At 70.0% G+C, this 16,590-nt stretch carries 16 protein-coding genes; 1 reads left to right on the plus strand and 15 read right to left on the minus strand.

Annotated elements, in window-relative coordinates; genetic code table 11:
- Positions 1 to 151 precede the first annotated feature (151 nt).
- The 7 genes from CBM981_RS09520 to rnhA form a co-directional block, all read right to left on the minus strand.
- Positions 152 to 1,057 carry a DUF4115 domain-containing protein gene (locus CBM981_RS09520; RefSeq protein WP_157665392.1) on the minus strand — a complete coding sequence of 302 codons (906 nt, stop codon included), beginning with the start codon at positions 1,055 to 1,057 and terminating at the stop codon, positions 152 to 154.
- Positions 1,058 to 1,131: 74 nt separating this feature from the next.
- Complete coding sequence (locus CBM981_RS09525; RefSeq protein WP_369801600.1) at positions 1,132 to 3,465, minus strand: type II secretion system protein GspD; 2,334 nt, start codon at positions 3,463 to 3,465, stop codon at positions 1,132 to 1,134.
- Between the two features lie 255 nt (positions 3,466 to 3,720).
- Positions 3,721 to 4,512, minus strand: coding sequence for a hypothetical protein (locus tag CBM981_RS09530; protein ID WP_087068214.1), 792 nt, complete (start codon positions 4,510 to 4,512; stop codon positions 3,721 to 3,723).
- Positions 4,509 to 5,210: a PilN domain-containing protein gene (locus tag CBM981_RS09535; RefSeq protein WP_087068215.1), complete on the minus strand. Its 702-nt coding sequence runs from the start codon at positions 5,208 to 5,210 to the stop codon at positions 4,509 to 4,511. The genes CBM981_RS09530 and CBM981_RS09535 overlap by 4 nt, the downstream gene beginning before the upstream one ends.
- Positions 5,207 to 6,088 (minus strand): hypothetical protein, encoded by an 882-nt coding sequence (locus CBM981_RS09540; RefSeq protein WP_087068216.1) that lies wholly within the window; start codon positions 6,086 to 6,088, stop codon positions 5,207 to 5,209. The genes CBM981_RS09535 and CBM981_RS09540 overlap by 4 nt, the downstream gene beginning before the upstream one ends.
- 66 nt (positions 6,089 to 6,154) lie before the next feature.
- The gene (locus CBM981_RS09545; RefSeq protein ID WP_087068217.1) at positions 6,155 to 7,360 is read right to left on the minus strand and encodes a quinone-dependent dihydroorotate dehydrogenase; all 1,206 of its coding nucleotides are present in this window, start codon (positions 7,358 to 7,360) and stop codon (positions 6,155 to 6,157) included.
- A 9-nt stretch (positions 7,361 to 7,369) separates the two neighbouring features.
- Positions 7,370 to 8,179 (minus strand): ribonuclease HI, encoded by an 810-nt coding sequence (gene rnhA, locus CBM981_RS09550; protein WP_087069323.1) that lies wholly within the window; start codon positions 8,177 to 8,179, stop codon positions 7,370 to 7,372.
- Positions 8,180 to 8,246: 67 nt separating this feature from the next.
- Here rnhA and CBM981_RS09555 point away from each other — a divergent pair, with 67 nt between their 5' ends.
- Positions 8,247 to 9,074 carry a DUF3747 domain-containing protein gene (locus tag CBM981_RS09555; RefSeq protein WP_087068218.1) on the plus strand — a complete coding sequence of 276 codons (828 nt, stop codon included), beginning with the start codon at positions 8,247 to 8,249 and terminating at the stop codon, positions 9,072 to 9,074.
- Positions 9,075 to 9,384: 310 nt separating this feature from the next.
- Here CBM981_RS09555 and rplL read toward each other — a convergent pair whose 3' ends face one another.
- From rplL to gloA, 8 genes are all read right to left on the minus strand, one after another.
- Complete coding sequence (gene rplL, locus CBM981_RS09560; RefSeq protein WP_087068219.1) at positions 9,385 to 9,768, minus strand: 50S ribosomal protein L7/L12; 384 nt, start codon at positions 9,766 to 9,768, stop codon at positions 9,385 to 9,387.
- Positions 9,769 to 9,848: 80 nt separating this feature from the next.
- Positions 9,849 to 10,382 carry a 50S ribosomal protein L10 gene (rplJ, locus tag CBM981_RS09565; RefSeq protein WP_087068220.1) on the minus strand — a complete coding sequence of 178 codons (534 nt, stop codon included), beginning with the start codon at positions 10,380 to 10,382 and terminating at the stop codon, positions 9,849 to 9,851.
- Positions 10,383 to 10,732: 350 nt separating this feature from the next.
- Positions 10,733 to 11,440 carry a 50S ribosomal protein L1 gene (gene rplA, locus CBM981_RS09570; RefSeq protein WP_087068221.1) on the minus strand — a complete coding sequence of 236 codons (708 nt, stop codon included), beginning with the start codon at positions 11,438 to 11,440 and terminating at the stop codon, positions 10,733 to 10,735.
- 95 nt (positions 11,441 to 11,535) lie between these two features.
- Positions 11,536 to 11,961: a 50S ribosomal protein L11 gene (gene rplK / locus CBM981_RS09575; protein WP_087068222.1), complete on the minus strand. Its 426-nt coding sequence runs from the start codon at positions 11,959 to 11,961 to the stop codon at positions 11,536 to 11,538.
- A gap of 105 nt (positions 11,962 to 12,066) precedes the next feature.
- Positions 12,067 to 12,798, minus strand: coding sequence for a transcription termination/antitermination protein NusG (gene nusG, locus CBM981_RS09580; protein ID WP_225867329.1), 732 nt, complete (start codon positions 12,796 to 12,798; stop codon positions 12,067 to 12,069).
- Positions 12,799 to 12,875: 77 nt separating this feature from the next.
- The gene (gene secE / locus CBM981_RS09585; RefSeq protein WP_087068223.1) at positions 12,876 to 13,187 is read right to left on the minus strand and encodes a preprotein translocase subunit SecE; all 312 of its coding nucleotides are present in this window, start codon (positions 13,185 to 13,187) and stop codon (positions 12,876 to 12,878) included.
- 47 nt (positions 13,188 to 13,234) lie between these two features.
- Positions 13,235 to 16,069 (minus strand): ATP-dependent Clp protease ATP-binding subunit, encoded by a 2,835-nt coding sequence (locus CBM981_RS09590; RefSeq protein WP_087068224.1) that lies wholly within the window; start codon positions 16,067 to 16,069, stop codon positions 13,235 to 13,237.
- Positions 16,069 to 16,473 (minus strand): lactoylglutathione lyase, encoded by a 405-nt coding sequence (gloA, locus tag CBM981_RS09595; protein WP_087069325.1) that lies wholly within the window; start codon positions 16,471 to 16,473, stop codon positions 16,069 to 16,071. Before gloA ends, CBM981_RS09590 begins: the two co-directional genes overlap by 1 nt.
- Between the last annotated feature and the right edge of the window lie 117 nt (positions 16,474 to 16,590).

A 16,590-nucleotide genomic window follows, 5' to 3' on the forward strand; every position in this document is an offset into this window, starting at 1 on the left:
GTATTGCTTGGATCATCCCCATCACCAATGCCAATGCCAATGCCAATGCCAGTTATGTATTGACCGTGACATGCATCCTTCCAGGGGCCAGTGGCCACCGCCACGACAATCCCTGCATGATTCAGCGGCACCAGCGCCGGGCCGTGCTGGCTCAGGGAGCGGGAGTCGGCTCCGGTGGCCGGGAGGTGGGGGGCCTGGTCGGCAGGAAGGTTCGCCAGCCCACATCGTTGATCGGGTTGAGCACCTCGAACGGTCCGCCCCCCACGGCCACATCGAGCAGATCAGGCCGCCCGGCCCGCACCCGCAGGCCGCCGCGCAGGCGGAGGCGCTGCTGCTGCCCCTCCTGCAGGGTGTTCACGACCACCACCTCGCCCTCGAGCGTCTGCACTTCCAGCCAGCACTCGCCGCGGGCGCGGAGCAGCAGGGCCTGATCCTGCTGCTGCTGCGGCTTCGGAGCCGGATCCTTCACGGCCGGTGCCGCCGGCTGCTGCCCCCTCCCCGGTGCGGGCGGAGCAGCCCGGCGCCACGCACCATCCACCGTGATCACCAGGGCAGCCACCCCGAGGGCGGACACCGCCGCCACCAGCGGCAGGCGGGCCCGTTGCGGCACCGCTGAGCCCAGCGCGCGGCTGCGCAGGATCGCCGCCGCGCGCCACCCGCCCCAGCCGCGGACCAGGCCACGCCTCCAGCGCCGCAGCCGCAGGGAAGCCGGCCGCCGCAGCCGAGCCGCCGCAGCCGGTGCACTCCCCTCCTCCGTGAGCCCCAGGGCCGGCGGCAGGGCGGGCACGGGCCCCGGGGCTGAAGCGGGGGGCAAGCCGGTGTCGAGCTGGCCCTGCAGGGCACGCCGCTCATCGAGCAGGCGCTTGATGTCCTGGGCCAGGCTCTGCACCTGATGGCGAAACTTGGTTTCGTAGATGCCGGGGAGCTCGTCGATCAGCGCCTGGTATTCGGCCAGTTCAGCCCTGGCCAGGGCGAGGTCCCGCTCCAGGGCCTCGATCGGCTGGTCGTCGGGGCCTGGCTCACCCGAGCGGGGCTTCGGCGTTGGTGCTTGCTCCATGGGAAGGGGGCGCAGCACGGCGCCAGCAGAACAGTGAACGGCGTGATCAGCACCGCTGGGCCCCAGTGGAGCGGCTAGAAGCTGCTGGTGCCCAGAAAATCGCGCACCTGGCGGGTGCCTGGCTGGTAACCGTAACCATAGGCACCTCCCTGCTCATCGTTGATGATGCGCGGGGTCACCATGATCACCAGTTCTCGCTTCTCCTTCTGGTTGGACGTGTTGCGGAAGAACTGACCGATCAGCGGGATGTCGCCGAGGATCGGCCACTTGCTCACCACCGAACGGTCGAAATCTGAAATCACGCCGGTGAGGATGAGAGTCTGGCCGTCACGCACCCGCACAGCACCGGTATCCAGTCGGCGCACGCTCAGGATATTGAGGTTGGAGCCGCATCCCTCCGGTGCCTGCTCCTGTCCGGTGATGGCCGACACGCTGGGGGAGAGGGAGAAGGTGACGAAGCCGTTGTCGTCGATCTTCTCCACCCGGGCGCCCAGCACCAGGCCGGCCGTCGACACTTCCGGATCGCACACGATGTTGCCCCCGCCCTCCGGGGTGGTGACCTGGTAGTTGGTGACCACATTGGTGCCCACCCGCACGACGCCTTCGTTGGCGCGGCGGCGGCCGATCGGCGAATCGGGGCTGTACTCATCCAGTCCACCCGGTCGGTCGGTGCCGCCGAGCGTCACCCCGGAGCCGCGCAACTCGGCCGCATTTTCCTGCAGGATCAACGTGGGGCTGGCCAGCAGCTTGGTGGAACCTGAGGTGATCTGGGCCCGTACAAAGTCAAAGAAGGTGTTGTCGTCGTAGCCGCTGCCGGGGTTGCCTCGGGTGGCGCGGTTGATTCCGGTGGCCGTCACCCTGGCCACGCCCGCATTGCGACCGAGGATGCGGGTGATGGTGCGCTCGATCGCATCGGAGTTGGAGCCGTTGGGAATGGCCACGAAACTGCTCTGGCCCGTGACCGGATCGGTGACTTCCTGGATGGTGGAACCGGTCTGCCGCTCGATGCGGCGGATCTGGTTGCGCGAGAGGTTGGTATTCCTGCCGAAGGAAACCAGGCTGCGGTCACCACTGATGTCCACACCGGGCGGCAGGTTGGTCACGGTCACCCTGCCATCTTCAATGGTGAGTTCCAGATCCTCGGGAATATCGCGACGGAAGGAGGTTTCATCGGGCGGCAGGCGATTCCCGAAGGCTCCCAGCAGCTGACCGCTGTTGTTGACAATGAAGTTGTTGCCGAAGCGGAAGGCGAAGGAGTTGTCGATCGCGGCATCGTTCTCCAGGCTCACATCCAGCAGCTTCACATTGAGGGCCACCTGGCGCTGGCGCAGATCCAGTTGCCGCAGATACTGTTCGGCAATGCCCACGATCGCCGGGTCACCCACCATCGTGATGGTGCCCAGGCGGGTGTCGGTTGTGGCGCGCAGGCCGATCAAGGGTCCGGTGGAGGCCCCATAGGCCTCCACGGTGGTGACACTGCTGGCCTGGGTGGTCTGGGAATTGGGGGCGGAGGCAATGGCCTCCCCCTGGGACACCCCCTGGGTCACCGAGGTGGTGATGGTGTTCGTCTTGGTGACGGAGGCCCCGAGGTTGGCCAGATAATCCGCCGCCGCATTCGGCCCCACCTGGTTGAGGCGGTACACCTTCGACACCTGGGCACCGAAGCTCTTGGAGAGGGCGTTCGGACCGGCGAAGATCATGTTGCCCTCCAGCTTCCCCTGCAGGCCCGCCGCCAGCAGGGTGGTGTTGAGGGCACGGGCATAGGACTCACCCCGGAAGGAGATCGAGAGCGGGCGGGCACCGGGATTCACGCCAGCCGGGTTCTGGCCGGCAGCGGCCAGCGGTTCGTCCACATAGGCGAAGCCGTAGCCCCCCAGCTGGGCCAGGGCCATCAGGGCATCGCGGGCCGGCGCATTCTTGAGCGTCATCGTCACCGAGGGCCCGGACACGTTCACGTAGCCGGGGTTCCGCAGGGTCATCGTGCCCACCGCCATGTCCCCCAGCGGCGGGGCCACCGCCCGGGGCTGCAGCGGCGGCGCATAGCTGGGCAGCGGCACGGCACCCGGCCGGGCCAGATTCACCCGGTTCACCTGCAGCGAGGCCTGGGGAACCGGTGAGGGGAAGGCGATGATCAGGTTCTGGCCGTCGGCACTCACCACGGGGCGGCTGAGCGTCACCCCGGGCATGGGGGTGACCCCGATCGAGAAGCTGTTGCCGCCACCGTCGAAGCTGATGCTCTGCAGGCCCACCTCCGGCAGGGACAGGCGCTGCGGGCCGAGCTTCAGGGCCGAGGGGGCGGCCGTGGACAGCTGCCCCTGCCAGCCGGCCCCATCGCTCGACTGCTGCAGCTGCGGGGAGATGCCGGTGCCCTCGATCAGCAGCTCCACCGAATCGGGAAGGCGGCGCACCTTGAGCTGCACAGCACCGCTGACCGGGGCTTGCCGTGCCGACGACGAAGGCGTGGCGGCAGGCACACGAGGAGCCGCGTTGCTGACGGGGGCCAGCCAGGCGACAGCCAGGCAGCCACTGCACCACCCCGAGAGCCACAGGCGAGAACTCATGAGCTTGGCCAACGCGCCCTACCCCATCTGTGGGCGGAGTTTACCGAGGAAAATCAAACGGGCCAGCACCGCAGCCTCAGCTCGTACACCGGCCGGCACAGCTCAGGATGGCGGCTGGGCCGTCGGCGCGGGAGCCGCAGCCCCAGGAGCCGGGGCTGCGGGCCGGGATGGCGGCGGGGGCTTCAATCCGCCCTCGGGTGCCTTGTAGTAGGTGAGCAGCAGCTTGAGTTCAGGAACGGTGGGCTTCACCGCGGCGCCACCTCCAGGCTGGGCCACGGCGGGCACGCCCGGCTTGTCCACCAGGGCCATGGTGAACTGGCTGGGCACCGCCAGCAGGCTGAGCTTCTCCACCGCCCGCAGGAAGGCCAGGAGGCTGGGGTAGTTGCCGCGGGCGGTGAGCAGCACACGCTCGGAACTCAGGCCGGCCTCTTCCAGGGCCGACTTGGGAGGAGCGGGCGGCGGCTGGGTGCCGCCGGGCTGGGCCGGAGGCGTGGCTGGCGGCGCCTCGGGGGCCGGGGGCTGGGCTGGCACAGGCTCGTAGAGCTCCAGCTGCACCCCCGACCGGGTGGCCTCCCGATCGATCTGGGAGAGGAAGGTGAGGAACTCGCCGCTCCCTTCGATCAGGCTGAGGATCTTGCGCTGCTGGAGGTCTGCCTTCTCCTGGTCGCGGGCCGACTGATCGAGCTGCTGCCGCAGCAGGGGAAGACGCTCCTGCAGGGCCTGCAGCTCGGAGAGGCGCTCGGAATCGGTGCGCAGGCGCAACCACTGCGGCACCAGAACGGCACCGACCACCGCCGCCGCCAGCACCGCCCCCACCGCGATGGGCACACCCAGCAGCAGTCGCTGCCGCCGCAGCTGCTGCTGGGCACTCACCGAGGCCTGGAGATTGGTCATGGGAGCAGTCCCTCCTTCTGAAGCAGTGCCATGCGGCGGGTGAGGCCCTCGGCCCCGAGCTGCTCGAGAATCAGCTTCTCGGAAGCCGGCGGCAGGCCATCGCGGAAGGAGAACCGCAGCTCAAAGTTCACGGCGGGAGCGGCGAGATCCTTGGTGGCATCGCTGCGGTCGCGGGATGCCTTCAGCAGGGTGACCCCCTTGCCCGCATCCAGCAGCGGCGATCGCTTGAGATCGAGCTGGAGTGCATTGATCCGAACGAACGCCTGGGGGTCGTTGGCACGGCCCTTGAGCACCATGTCCTGGTCCTGCTGCTGGGCGTCGGTGAGCTGCACCCCCTCGGGCACCCGCAGCTGCAGGTCGCGCATCAGGGCGGACGACGAGCGGGTGCCGATCAGACCCTCCACGAGCTTGCGGTTGGAACCCTGCACCTGCTTGAGCTTGGCGTTGCTGCCGTTGAGCCGGCTCTGCAGCTGCTGTTCCTCGGCCTCCACCGTGGCCAGACGATCCAGCTCGGCCTTCACGAACACTCCACGCAGGAACAGCAGGCCGCTGATGCCCAGGGCCAGGCCGAGGATGCCGGAGCCGATGGCGACACCCTGAAGCAGGGTCTGGCGGGTGGCTTTCTGTGCCACCGAGGGTTCCGGCAGCCCCAGGGCCTCGCGCTTCTCGCGCAGGAGATCGAACGGTGTGGAGATCATCGAGCCCTGTCCAGCTCCGCCAGACCCTGCAGGGCAAGGCTACCGAAGCCAGCAAGGTCAACCGGCTCCAGCGCCTGGCCAAGGGCCGCCTCCAGAGTTTCGACGCCCTCCAGCGGCCGGGTGAGCAGCAGGCGTGACGTGGAGCAACCGAACTGGGCCCTGCAGAAGGCAAGGGAGCGCTGCAGCGCCGGGGCCAGATCCTGGGGCCACAGAGGAAGTGTGCGCTGGAATTCCGGCGCACCGGCCACCCACACATCGAGCAGGCAGGCGCTGCTGGTGGGCTGCAGCACGGCCACCATGGTGCCCGGGCGGGTTGCCTCGAGCTGGTCGCGCAGGGCCAGGATCTGGCAGGCCTGGGCCGGCAGGAGGTGGCTGAGGCTGCCCCCCGCGATGGCGAACAGCTGGATCCAGGCCTCCACCGTGCTGTTCGGGGCGGCCACCAGCAGGGATCGGCCCGCCGGGCCGGCCAGGGGCTGAAGGTCGATGGCCGCGTCTCGCAGGGAGAACGGCAGCCGCAGATCGGGGTTGCGCTCGCGCAGCGCCGCGATCGGCTCCTCGGGGCACACACCGCCCGGCCAGGTGATCACCCTCCAGGCACTGGCCGGCCGGGGCAGCGCCACCACCAGGTTGGCCATCACCGTGCTGTGCTCCAGCAGCAGGTCACCCACGAAGTCACCCAGGGCATCGGCAGCGATGGGCACGCCGTCCTTCAGGGTGCGGGCGGGAACGGGCGCCTGCCATACGGCCGGATCGGGACCGCCCGCCTTGATGCCCTGCCCCACCAGGAGCTGGGGATCGGAGAAGTCAAGCAGCACCGTGCTCGGAAAGATCTCGGCCCTGAGGGGGCGCAGCCGTTCTCTGATCCCCGCGAGTACCAAGGGTGACCACCTCGATTGCGGCAAAGCTACCGAACTTTCGAAAAGCGGCCAGCAACGGTGGCGGCATCAGCGCCATGGAAGCCCCGAACCCACCGCCTGGCCGATGTGGGCGAGGCGGTGGCGGTCGAGCTGACTGCTGAGGCCCTCCAGGATCTGCGGCACCAGCGCCGGACCGGCATAGATCCAGCCGGTGTAGAGCTGCACCAGGGACGCACCGGCCGTGATGCGCTCCCAGGCCGCCTGGGGTGAATCGATGCCCCCCACGCCGATCAGGGGCAGGGCGGGCCCGGCTGTGGCCCGCAGCCGGCGCAGCACCTCCAGGGCCCTGGCCCGCAGCGGCGCCCCGCTCAGCCCCCCGGCCTCCTCGGCCAGGGTGCGGCCGGTCTGGAGAAGACGCCGCCCCTCCAGGCCGAGGCGGTCCAGGCTGGTGTTCACGGCGATGACCCCGGCGAGGCCCTCCTCGTAGGCCATGCGGGCGATGGCATCGATGGCGTCGTCCTCCAGATCCGGGGCGATCTTCACCAGCAGCGGCGGGCAGGCCGGCAGGCGGCGCAACCGCTCCACCAGACGACGCAGCAGCAGCTCATCCTGCAGATCCCGCAGCCCGGGCGTGTTGGGCGAGCTCACGTTGATCACCGCGTAGTCGGCCAGGGGAGCGAGCAGCTCCAGGGAGGCCGCGTAATCGTCCGGGGCCTGGTCCAGGGCGGTGATCTTCGACTTGCCCAGGTTGATGCCGAGCACCGCCGGACGCTGGCCCGGGGGGGGCAGCCGCTGGCGCTCCAGGGTGCGCCGGGCGGCCTGGGCGCCCTGGTTGTTGAACCCCATCCGGTTGAGCGCGGCCCGCTCCGGCGCCAGGCGGAACAGACGGGGGCGGGGATTGCCGGGCTGGGGATGCCAGGTGATGGTGCCGAGCTCGGCGAAGCCGAAGCCGAAGTGGTGCCACACGGCCGCAGCCACCGCGTCCTTGTCGAAGCCGGCCGCCAGTCCCACGGGGTTGGTGAACCGGCAGCCGAACAGGCTCTGCTCCAACCGCGGATCGGGGCGACGCAGCTCCTGGCCCAGGCCGTCCAGCACACCGCTCACCACGGGCCAGCGGCGGCGCAGGGCGGCCTGGCCCAGCGCCGCCAGGGTGAGCCGGCTCAGCTGCTCCGCATCGGCACCGCCATCCTGCGAGAGCACCGGGCCGAGGACGCGTTGATAGAGCGCGCCCGTGGTGCCGGCCGCCGACCCCACTGCTGCCGCCGTCGCACCGTCCTGTGCGCCCTCGCCCATCTCTGCTGCTCAGCGGCCATCGCCCAATCCTGCCGTCCCGCGCCGCAACCGCCAGCGGCCATCACCGATCGGCTCCACCTGCCAGTCGCGCCAGGTCCAGGGCCTGGTGCGGCGCTCGAGATTGCGCAGGGGCTGCTCCACCAGCTGGGCCAGTTCCACCAGCGTGAGCCCATAGCCCTGGGTGGCCACCCGATCCGCCCATTCCAGGCGGCTCAGCAGCTTCTGAAGATCGGCCGGAGCCAGGTCCGCCCCTGGGGGAGGGGCCAGCGCCGGCCCCGCCTGCCGCGTTGCCTCCCCGGCTCCGGCAGGCACGTCCGCCTCCAGCCGCGCCATGCCCAGCACCTCCCCCTCCCGCAGCGGCGGGATCCGTCCCCGGGAGAAGGCCACGGCGATCGTGTCGCACCGCTCGTTGTCGGGATCGCCGCTGTGCCCCTTCACATGGCGCAGCGACACGTCATGCAGCCTGGCCCGGTCGAGCTGCTCCCAGAGATCACGGTTCAGCACGGCGCCGCCGGAAGCGGTGCGCCACCCCTTCCGCTTCCACCCCTGGATCCACTTGCCCAGCCCATCGATCAGGTAGCGGCTGTCGGTGCGGAGGGCCAGGTCGGGGTGGCGGGGCAGGTCGCGCAGGGCCTCCAGCACCGCCAGCGCCGCGGTGAGCTCCATGCGGTTGTTGGTGGTGTCCGCCTCGGCCCCGCCCATCTCGTGGACCGACCCATCCTCGAAACGGAGCAGAGCTCCCCAGCCGCCAGGCCCGGGATTGCCGCTGCAGGCCCCATCACAGGCTGCCGCCACCACTCTCACCGGCCGATCCGCCACTGGACACACCTCAGATCTTCGCTAAACAGACCCCCTACTCTGTGCTGCCCCCAGGGCAGGAAGGGCCATGGCCAGCACACCGAAACGCCGCCGACGCCGGCAATCCCTGGGCGCACGCGCCCTGCATCCGCAAGCCCTGCGCCTGCCGCTGGCCTGCGGCCTCGCCGCCCTGGGTGCGGGAGTGGCGGCCCTGCTGGCCGGCACGCCAGGGGAGCGGGTGCAGGCGGCCAACCTGTTCGGCAGCCAGCCGATCGCCACGGGCCAGGCCATCGCCCTGGCCCAGCCCCTGGCCGGAGGCCGCTGGAACCTGATCGTGCTGGAGCAGCTCCAGCCGGCGCCACCCTGCTGGCGGGAATTTCCCGATGGCTCGGTGGTGTCCTACGACGGCGACGTGGCTGAGGGCGTCTGTGGCCGCTATCTCTCGAGCAGCGCCTACTCCCTGCGGGTCAACGACAACGACCTGAGCAACCCCTGGCGGCTGAGGGTGGAGAGCGAGAACGGCCAGTTGCGGCTGCTGGCTGCCAACCCCCAGAACAGCACCATGATCCCCGTCGCCAGCGGCCGGGTTCCCGCCGATGGCCTGGCCGCCCTCCAGCTGGCGCCTGGCTGGAGCTTCCAGCGCCGCACCTACGGCGACGAGCCCCTGCGCCACCTCTACATGGCGAACGCCGAACCCCTGCCGGTGCTGCTCGCCCGGGCCCGGGGCGGTGGGCAGCTGGCCTCCCTGCCGGCGGCGCCCCCACCTCCTTCCGTGACCGCCGTGGCACGCCTGGACAGCTCGAACCGCCTCAGCGGCAGGCTCGACAGCCGCGGTAGCCGGGACAGCCGCACCAGCCGCTCCCCAGCGCGCCCCACGGGCGTGGTGGCCCTCGAAGTGGTGCCCTACGGCAGCTGAAGGCGAGGGGCGCCAACCGCCTCACGGACAGCTGAGCAACCGGCACGGCAACGTCCCTGACTCCGGTCGCATCCTCTAATTTCATGGGGTGTGAGGAGTGCGGAACGTCTCTTCGGGGTCGAAACGAGGACAGACTCCCGAAGCCCGTTCCACAATCCTGCCCCGCCTTTGGCGGGGCTTTTTTTTGGCTGCCCAATGCCGCGGTGGCGGGGTGAGCCCTGCCGCACCGTCTCCCCACAACAAAGCCGGCCCCGGAGGGCCGGCTCTGCCTTGGGAAGCTGGGGGGCCAGTGAGCCGGCCCCGGCTGCGATCACTTGATCGAAACCTTGCCGCCGGCTTCTTCGATGGCCTTCTTGAGGGCCTCGGCATCGGCTTTGGCGATGCCTTCCTTCACCGCCTTGGGAGCGGCTTCCACCAGGGCCTTGGCGTCGCCCAGGCCGAGGCCGGTGGCTTCGCGCACGGCCTTGAGCACCTTGATCTTGGCGGCCGCATCGAAGGATTCGAGAATCACATCGAATTCGGTCTTCTCTTCGGCAGCCTCAGCGGCAGCCGCGGGAGCGGCGGCCATCACCACACCGGGGGAAGCGGCGGCGGAGACGCCGAAGGCCTCTTCAATCTGCTTGACGAGCTCGGAAGCTTCCAGCAGGGAGAGGGATTTGAGTTGTTCGAGAATCTGGTCGGTCGTAGCAGACATGGTTGGGAATCAGCAACAGATCTGTGGGAAACAGTCGGATCGGTTGAGCTCGACAGCAGCGGATGGAGGGGAACCGGGCCTCAGGAGGCCTGGCCCTCGCCATCGGCGTGCTGCTGGAGGGCCCGAGCGAGACCGGAAGGAACCTCGTTGATGCCCACGGCCACCTTGGTGGCCACGGCGTTGATCGCACCGGCGATCTGGGCCATGAGCACCTCCTTGGAGGGCAGATCCCCGATGGCCTTGATGTCCGCCTGGGAGAGGAGCTTGCCTTCGAAAAGGCCGCCCTTCGTCTCAGACTTCTTCGTGTCCTTCTGGAAGGACTGCAGGGCCTTCACCGCACCACCCACGTCGCCCTTGACGAGCACGAAGGCGTTGGTGCCGGTGAGCAGGGATTCGAGATCCGACCAGGCGCTGTTGCCATCAATGGCCCGGCGCATCAAGGTGTTCTTGGTCACCTTGCACACGCCGTTGCTGGCCTGCAGACGGGTCCGCAGATCAGACATTTCCTTGATGGACAGGCCCTTGAAATCAAGGACCAGCGCCATTTCAGCCTCGCCGAGGAGCCCTTTGAGCTCTTCGACGATCTGTTGCTTGTTCTCCAGCGTGCGGCCCATAGGAAAGGATCGGATCGGGGGAACAAGCCGGGTACGCGGCCCGGGACACCGCCGCAGGGGATTCCGAGGAATCGCCACCGGGCAGCTCGAGGCCGCTGCATGCTCCTGACCCGATCAGATCGCCGGCGGCTGCTCACCGCTGACGGCCTGGAGGCCGAAACCTGTCGCGTTCACCTCGGCAGGACTTATGGCAAGAGGGAAGGCGGTGCGGCGAAAGCCGGCCGAAAACCCATCACCAACCTGCTGTCTGGGGTTGGGCGCGTGCCCATCTGGCCTTTGGCCAGCACCCAACCATAGACCATGGTGATCCCCTCTCCCGCAAGAGCCGCCCGGCGGCCGGGCTGGCGCGCTCAGCCCTCCTGCTTGATGTCCTGCAGAGCGCTGAAGTCCACCTGCACCGAGGGGCCCATGCTCGAGGTCACATACAGGGAACGCCAGTAGCGGCCCTTGGCACCGCTGGGCTTGTTGCGGTCGATGGTCTCCTGCAGGGCCTTGAGGTTCTCGAGCAGCTTGGCGGGCTCGAAGCTGGCCTTGCCGAAGCGCACGTGCACGATGCCGGTGCGGTCGGCGCGGAACTCCAGCTTGCCCGCCTTGAACTCGGCGATGGCGCCGGCCAGGTCGGTGGTCACGGTGCCGGCCTTGGGGTTGGGCATCAGACCGCGGGGACCGAGCACCCGGCCGAGCTTGGCCACCTTCGGCATCATGTCGGGAGTGGCGATCAGCAGGTCGAAGTCCATGGCACCGCCGGCGATCTGCTCCACCAGATCGTCGTCGCCGGCCAGATCGGCACCGGCGGCCTTGGCGGCGGCCACGGCCTCACCGCGGGCGATCACGGCGATGCGGATGCTCTGGCCGGTGCCGTGGGGCAGGGCCACGGTGGTGCGCAGCTGCTGATCGGTGTACTTGGGGTCGATGCCCAGACGCACGTGGGCCTCGATCGTTTCATCGAACTTGGCCGTGGCGTTGGCCTTCACCAGCTCGATGGCCTCCAGGGGCTCGTAGGCGCGGTCGGCCACCTTGGCCTGGAGGGAGGAAAAACGCTTGGAAACTTTTGGCATGGCAGTGATGGGGTGCGGGCGATGCAGGGCTGCCAGGGGCACGGGGCGCCACGGGCGGCTGGCTGGATCTCCCCCGGTGATGGGAAGGGAACGGTTCAGTCGTTGACGGCGACGCCCATGTTGCGGGCGGTGCCTTCGATGATGCGCATGGCCGACTCCACGCTGGTGCAGTTGAGGTCGGGCAGCTTGGTCTTGGCGATCTCCTCGAGCTGGGCGCGGCTGATGGCACCCACGGAACCCTTGGCGGAGGTGGCGGCCCCCTTCTCGATTCCGGCTGCCTTGGAGATCAGCACGGAGGCGGGCGGGGTCTTGGTGATGAAGGTGAAGCTGCGGTCTTCGAAGACCGAGATCTCCACCGGGATCACGTAACCGGCCTTGTCCTGCGTGCGGGCGTTGTACTCCTTGCAGAACGCCATGATGTTGACGCCGTGCTGACCGAGGGCAGGGCCCACGGGTGGCGCCGGATTGGCTTTGCCGGCCTGGAGGGCCAGCTTGATCACGGCTACGACTTTCTTGGCCATCGTCTCGAACTACTGGGCGGGTCTGCGGATCACCTCCGGGGATGGAGGTGGTGCTGGGAACGGCCACCCTCCGCAGGGAGGCGGCCGCTGAGGGGAGCCAAAGGCTCAGCTCTGCTTGCTGATCTGGGCGAACTCCAGTTCCACGGGCGTCTCGCGGCCGAAGATCGAGAGCAGGGCCTTGAGCTTGTTGCGCTCGCCCGACACCTCGATCACCTCGCCCTGGAAGTCCTTGAACGGACCGGCCGTGACCAGGATCTGGTCGCCCTCGCTGAGGTCGACCTTCACCACCGGTTTCTTCTCGGCGGCCCGCTTGAAGATGCGGTCCACCTCCTGGCGGCTGAGGGGGCGGGGCTTGATGTGGCCGCGGGCCCGGGCGGTGGCGCGGCGCTCCTCGGCCCCCACGAAGTTGATCACGTTGGGGGTGCTGCGCACCGCCATCATCGTGTCCTCATCGAGCACCATCCGCACCAGCACGTAGCCGGGGAACACCTTCTCCTCGGTGCTCTGGCGGCTGCCGTCCTTCTTCAGCTTCACCCCGGGGGTCTGGGGGATCTCGATCTCGAGGATGCGGTTGTCCACGCCCAGGGTCACGGCCCGCTGCTCCAGGGTGGCCTTCACCTTCTTCTCGCAGCTGGAGGCCACCTGCACGGCGTACCAGCGGGCCACCTGGCGCTTCTCGCTCACCGCCTCGGCGGACGTGTCCGAGGGGATGGCGTCCGAGGAGGCGTTGTCCGAGGAGGAGGCCCCGGCGGCCGGCAGGTCGAGCACGGCGTCAGCCATCGGCTCGGCTGCGCTGGCGACGGGATCGACGTGGCTTTCGGACAGGGTCTCGGACACGGTGCTTCGGGCTGGGGATGCGGGGAAGGCGGAGAACGGACGGGTGGAGGCGGTCAGATGGAGGCGGCCAGAGGCGATCAGCTGAACACCTGGGCGGCCGCCCAGCCGTAGAAGCGGTCGATGGCGGCGATGGCAGCGGCCGAGAGACCCACCATCAGGATCACCGCCACCGACTCGCTGAAGAGCTGCTGGCGGCTGGGCCAGACCACCTTGCGCAGCTCCGCGAGGGTGGCCGCCCCGAACCCGGCCGGCGCAGGGGACTCGGCAGCAGCGGCTTCCGCAGCAGCGGCGGCTTCCGCGGAAGCAGCCTCAGCAGAACCCTGCTCGGAGGAAGGCGCTGCGGGGGGCGCGGCAGAGTTGGGATCGGCTGGAGTTGGCTCGGACACCACGGGCGCTGACGCACGCGGGGATCCGCGCGACTCGGCAAACAATCACCCTACCGGACACCCTCCCCGCCTGTCTCCGGCACCGGCTCGAAGTGCAGCAGCCCGCCGGGCTCCTCCCCCAGCGTGACGCGCACGCCATGGGCGCCGCTGTAGCGCTCCTCCAGCAACTCGGTGGCCAGAGGGTTCTCGATGCGGCGCCGCAGCACCCGCCGCAGGGGGCGGGCGCCGTATTCCGGCTCATAGCCCTGCAGCGCCAGCGCCTCGACCACCGGCTCCTCCACCAGCAGCTCCAGCTGCTGCTCGGCCAGCAGCGCGGCCAGCTCGGCCAGCTGCAGCCGCACGATGCGCGCCAGATCGGTTTCGGCCAGCGGCCGGAAGCGGATCACCTCATCGATCCGGTTGAGGAATTCGGGCCGGAAGCGGGCCGCCAGGGCCTGGTCCACCGCCTGCTCCAGCTGGGTGGCGTCGAGGCCGCCGCGGGCGTGGTCGAGGATCGAGCGGCTGGCGAGGTTGCTGGTCATGATCACCACCGTGTGGCGGAAGTCCACGGTGCGCCCCTGGGAATCGGTGAGGCGGCCGTCATCGAGCACCTGCAGCAGCAGGTTGAACACCTCCGGGTGGGCCTTCTCCACCTCATCGAGCAGCACCACCGCGTAGGGGCGCCGCCGCACGGCCTCGGTGAGCTGGCCCCCCTCCTCGTAACCCACATAGCCCGGAGGAGCCCCCACCAGGCGGGCCACGGCGTTGCGCTCCATGAATTCGCTCATGTCGAGCCGCACCAGGGCCTCCTCCTCATCGAACAGGGCCGCCGCCAGGGCCTTGGCCAGTTCGGTCTTGCCCACACCCGTGGGGCCGAGGAAGAGAAAGGAGCCCACGGGCCGCCGCGGCGACTGCATGCCGGCCCGGGCCCGGCGGATCGCCGCCGCCACGGCCGCCACGGCCTCGGGCTGGCCGATCACGCGCTCGCCCAGGCGCCGGTCGAGCTCCAGCAGCTTCTGGCGCTCGCCGGCCAGCAGGCGCTGCACCGGAATGCCGGTCCAGCGGGCCACCACATCGGCGATGTCGCCGGGCTCCACCTGCTCGCGCAGCATGGCGTCGGTCTGCATCTCCGCCTCGAGGGCCAGGCGGCGCTGCTGCAGCCCGTGCAGCTGGTCGTACTGGAGGCGGGCTGCCTCCTCCAGATCGCCGCAGCGCTCAGCCTCGGCGATGGCATGGCGCAGGTCTTCATCCTGCTGCAGGAGGTCGCGCAGCTCCGCCACCCGCTCCCGCTCGGCCCGCCAGCGCTGCTGGAGCTGCTGCAGCGCCTCCACGGCCTGGCGGCGCTGCTCCTGAAGGGCGATGCGCTCGGCCTCAGGCGCCGCCTCGGCCGAGAGCAGGGCCAGCTCCACCCGGCGCAGGGCCACCTCGGCCTCCTCCACCGGCTGGGGCTTGGAGGTGACCTCCATGCGCAGGTTGGCGGCGGCCTCGTCCACCAGGTCGATGGCGGAATCCGGCAGACAGCGGTCGGCGATGTAGCGGTCGGCCAGGCGCGCGGCCGCGGCCAGGGCGGCGTCACTGATGGTGACGCCGTGGTGCAGCTCGTAGCGCTCCTTGAGCCCGCGCAGGATCTCCACGCTGGTCTCCAGCCCCGGCTCGCGGATCACCACCTGCTGGAAGCGGCGCTCCAGGGCGGGGTCCTTCTCGATGCTGCGGCGGTAGTCCTCCGGCGTGGTGGCCCCCACGCAGCGGAGCTCGCCCCGGGCCAGGGCCGGCTTGAGGATGCTGGCGGCGTCGGCATTGGAGCGATCGCCGCTCACCACGGTGTGCAGCTCATCGATGAACACGATCACGCCGGGGTCGGCGTCGCGCACCTCCGCCAGCACCGCGCGCAGGCGCTCCTCGAACTGGCCGCGGAACTTGGCGCCGGCGATCAGGGCGCCCAGATCCAGCGCCACCAGCCGCTGGCCCCGCAGGGCGTCGGGCACCTCGCCGGCCACGATCCGCTGGGCCAGGCACTCGGCCACCGCCGTCTTGCCCACCCCGGGCTCGCCGATCAGCACGGGATTGTTCTTGCTGCGCCGCGACAGCACCTGGATCAGCCGGCGGATCTCGGCATCACGGCCGATCACCGGATCGAGTTCGCCGGCGCGGGCGGCGGCGGTGAGGTCGCGGCCGTAGCGGTCCAGAGCGGCGGGCTCAGGGGCCTCGGCCTCCAGCTGCAGCGCGGGGGCGGCAGGGGCAGGAACAGCGCCAGGGACAGGGGCCGAGGCCGAGGCCGAGGCCACCTGTGGCGCGGGCCGCCCCGCGCTGCGGCCGGTGGGGGCGGCGTCGATCCAGTCGTCCGCTCCCCCCCAGGGATCGGCCGGCTGCGCCGGGGGTGGCGCAGCCGCCGGCGGCACCGCGGCGGGGGGTGGAGCCGCAACCGGCGCCGGGGCGGATCGTCCGGGCGCGGCCGGACGCAGCTGGCGCATCAGCGCCTCCTGCGTCAGTCCCTCACGGCCCAGCAGGCGGGCGCCGATGCGGGGCTCTTCCACCAGGGCCAGCAGCAGATGGGGCACATCGAGCAGGCGCGAGCCCCAGCCGGCGCGCCGCCGGTCGGCGTCCTCGAGCAGATCCTCGAGCGCGTCACCGATGTAGAGCTGCCCGTCAGGCTCGCTGGGTTGTTCCGCGCAGAAGGCCTCGAGCCGGTCGAGCAGACGATCGGGGTCGAGGGGCAGGCGATCGACCCACTGGCCGAAACGGCGGTCCAGCAGCAGGGTCTGGAGCAGGTGCTCCACATCCATCACGCCGTGGCGCCAGCGGCGGGCGGTGTCCTGGCTGGCCAGCAGCAGATTCCAGGCCTCCTCGCTGAAGCGGTCCGGCTCGCTGGTGAGGCTGGCGGGCTGGGGAGGGGCGTCCGTACGCATCAGGCCGCCCCATCGGCACGGGAGCCCAGCTGGATCAGCTCCACCTTGTAGCCATCGGGATCTTCCACGAAGGCGATCACGGTGCTGCCGTGCTTCATCGGCCCGGGTTCGCGCACCACCCGGCCGCCGCGGGCCCTGATCGCCTCACAGGTGGCATGGATGTCGTCCACGCCGAGGGCGATGTGGCCGTAGCCCTCACCGAGGGCGTAGTGCGTGGTGTCCCAGTTGTGGGTGAGCTCCAGCACGGTGTGATCCTGCTCCGGGCCGTAACCCACGAACGCCAGGGTGAAGCGGCCACCCGGATAGTCCTTGCGCCGCAGCAGTGTCATGCCCAGCACCTCGGTGTAGAAGGCAAGGGAACGGTCCAGGTTCCCCACCCGGAGCATGGTGTGCAGCAGACGCATCGGCAGACGGGCGCGGGAGCGGAGGAAACCATTCTGGCCAGCAGGCGTGCGGGCGGTGCCCGTTGCCACACCGGGCCGGGAGGGGGTGGCCCATAGGATCCTGCCTTGACCGCGCTA

Origin of the sequence: Cyanobium sp. NIES-981 (genome assembly GCF_900088535.1) — a bacterium.
Classification (GTDB): Bacteria; Cyanobacteriota; Cyanobacteriia; order PCC-6307; family Cyanobiaceae; genus NIES-981.

Coding starts and splice junctions, on each gene's coding strand:
- CBM981_RS09520 (WP_157665392.1), bottom strand. CDS start 1,057: ATGGAGCAAGCACCAACGCCGAAGCCCCGCTCGGGTGAGCCAGGCCCC.
- CBM981_RS09590 (WP_087068224.1), bottom strand. CDS start 16,069: ATGCGTACGGACGCCCCTCCCCAGCCCGCCAGCCTCACCAGCGAGCCG.
- CBM981_RS09535 (WP_087068215.1), bottom strand. CDS start 5,210: ATGATCTCCACACCGTTCGATCTCCTGCGCGAGAAGCGCGAGGCCCTG.
- CBM981_RS09530 (WP_087068214.1), bottom strand. CDS start 4,512: ATGACCAATCTCCAGGCCTCGGTGAGTGCCCAGCAGCAGCTGCGGCGG.
- rplJ (WP_087068220.1), bottom strand. CDS start 10,382: ATGGGCCGCACGCTGGAGAACAAGCAACAGATCGTCGAAGAGCTCAAA.
- rplL (WP_087068219.1), bottom strand. CDS start 9,768: ATGTCTGCTACGACCGACCAGATTCTCGAACAACTCAAATCCCTCTCC.
- rplK (WP_087068222.1), bottom strand. CDS start 11,961: ATGGCCAAGAAAGTCGTAGCCGTGATCAAGCTGGCCCTCCAGGCCGGC.
- rplA (WP_087068221.1), bottom strand. CDS start 11,440: ATGCCAAAAGTTTCCAAGCGTTTTTCCTCCCTCCAGGCCAAGGTGGCC.
- CBM981_RS09555 (WP_087068218.1), top strand. CDS start 8,247: ATGGCCAGCACACCGAAACGCCGCCGACGCCGGCAATCCCTGGGCGCA.
- CBM981_RS09545 (WP_087068217.1), bottom strand. CDS start 7,360: ATGGGCGAGGGCGCACAGGACGGTGCGACGGCGGCAGCAGTGGGGTCG.
- gloA (WP_087069325.1), bottom strand. CDS start 16,473: ATGCGTCTGCTGCACACCATGCTCCGGGTGGGGAACCTGGACCGTTCC.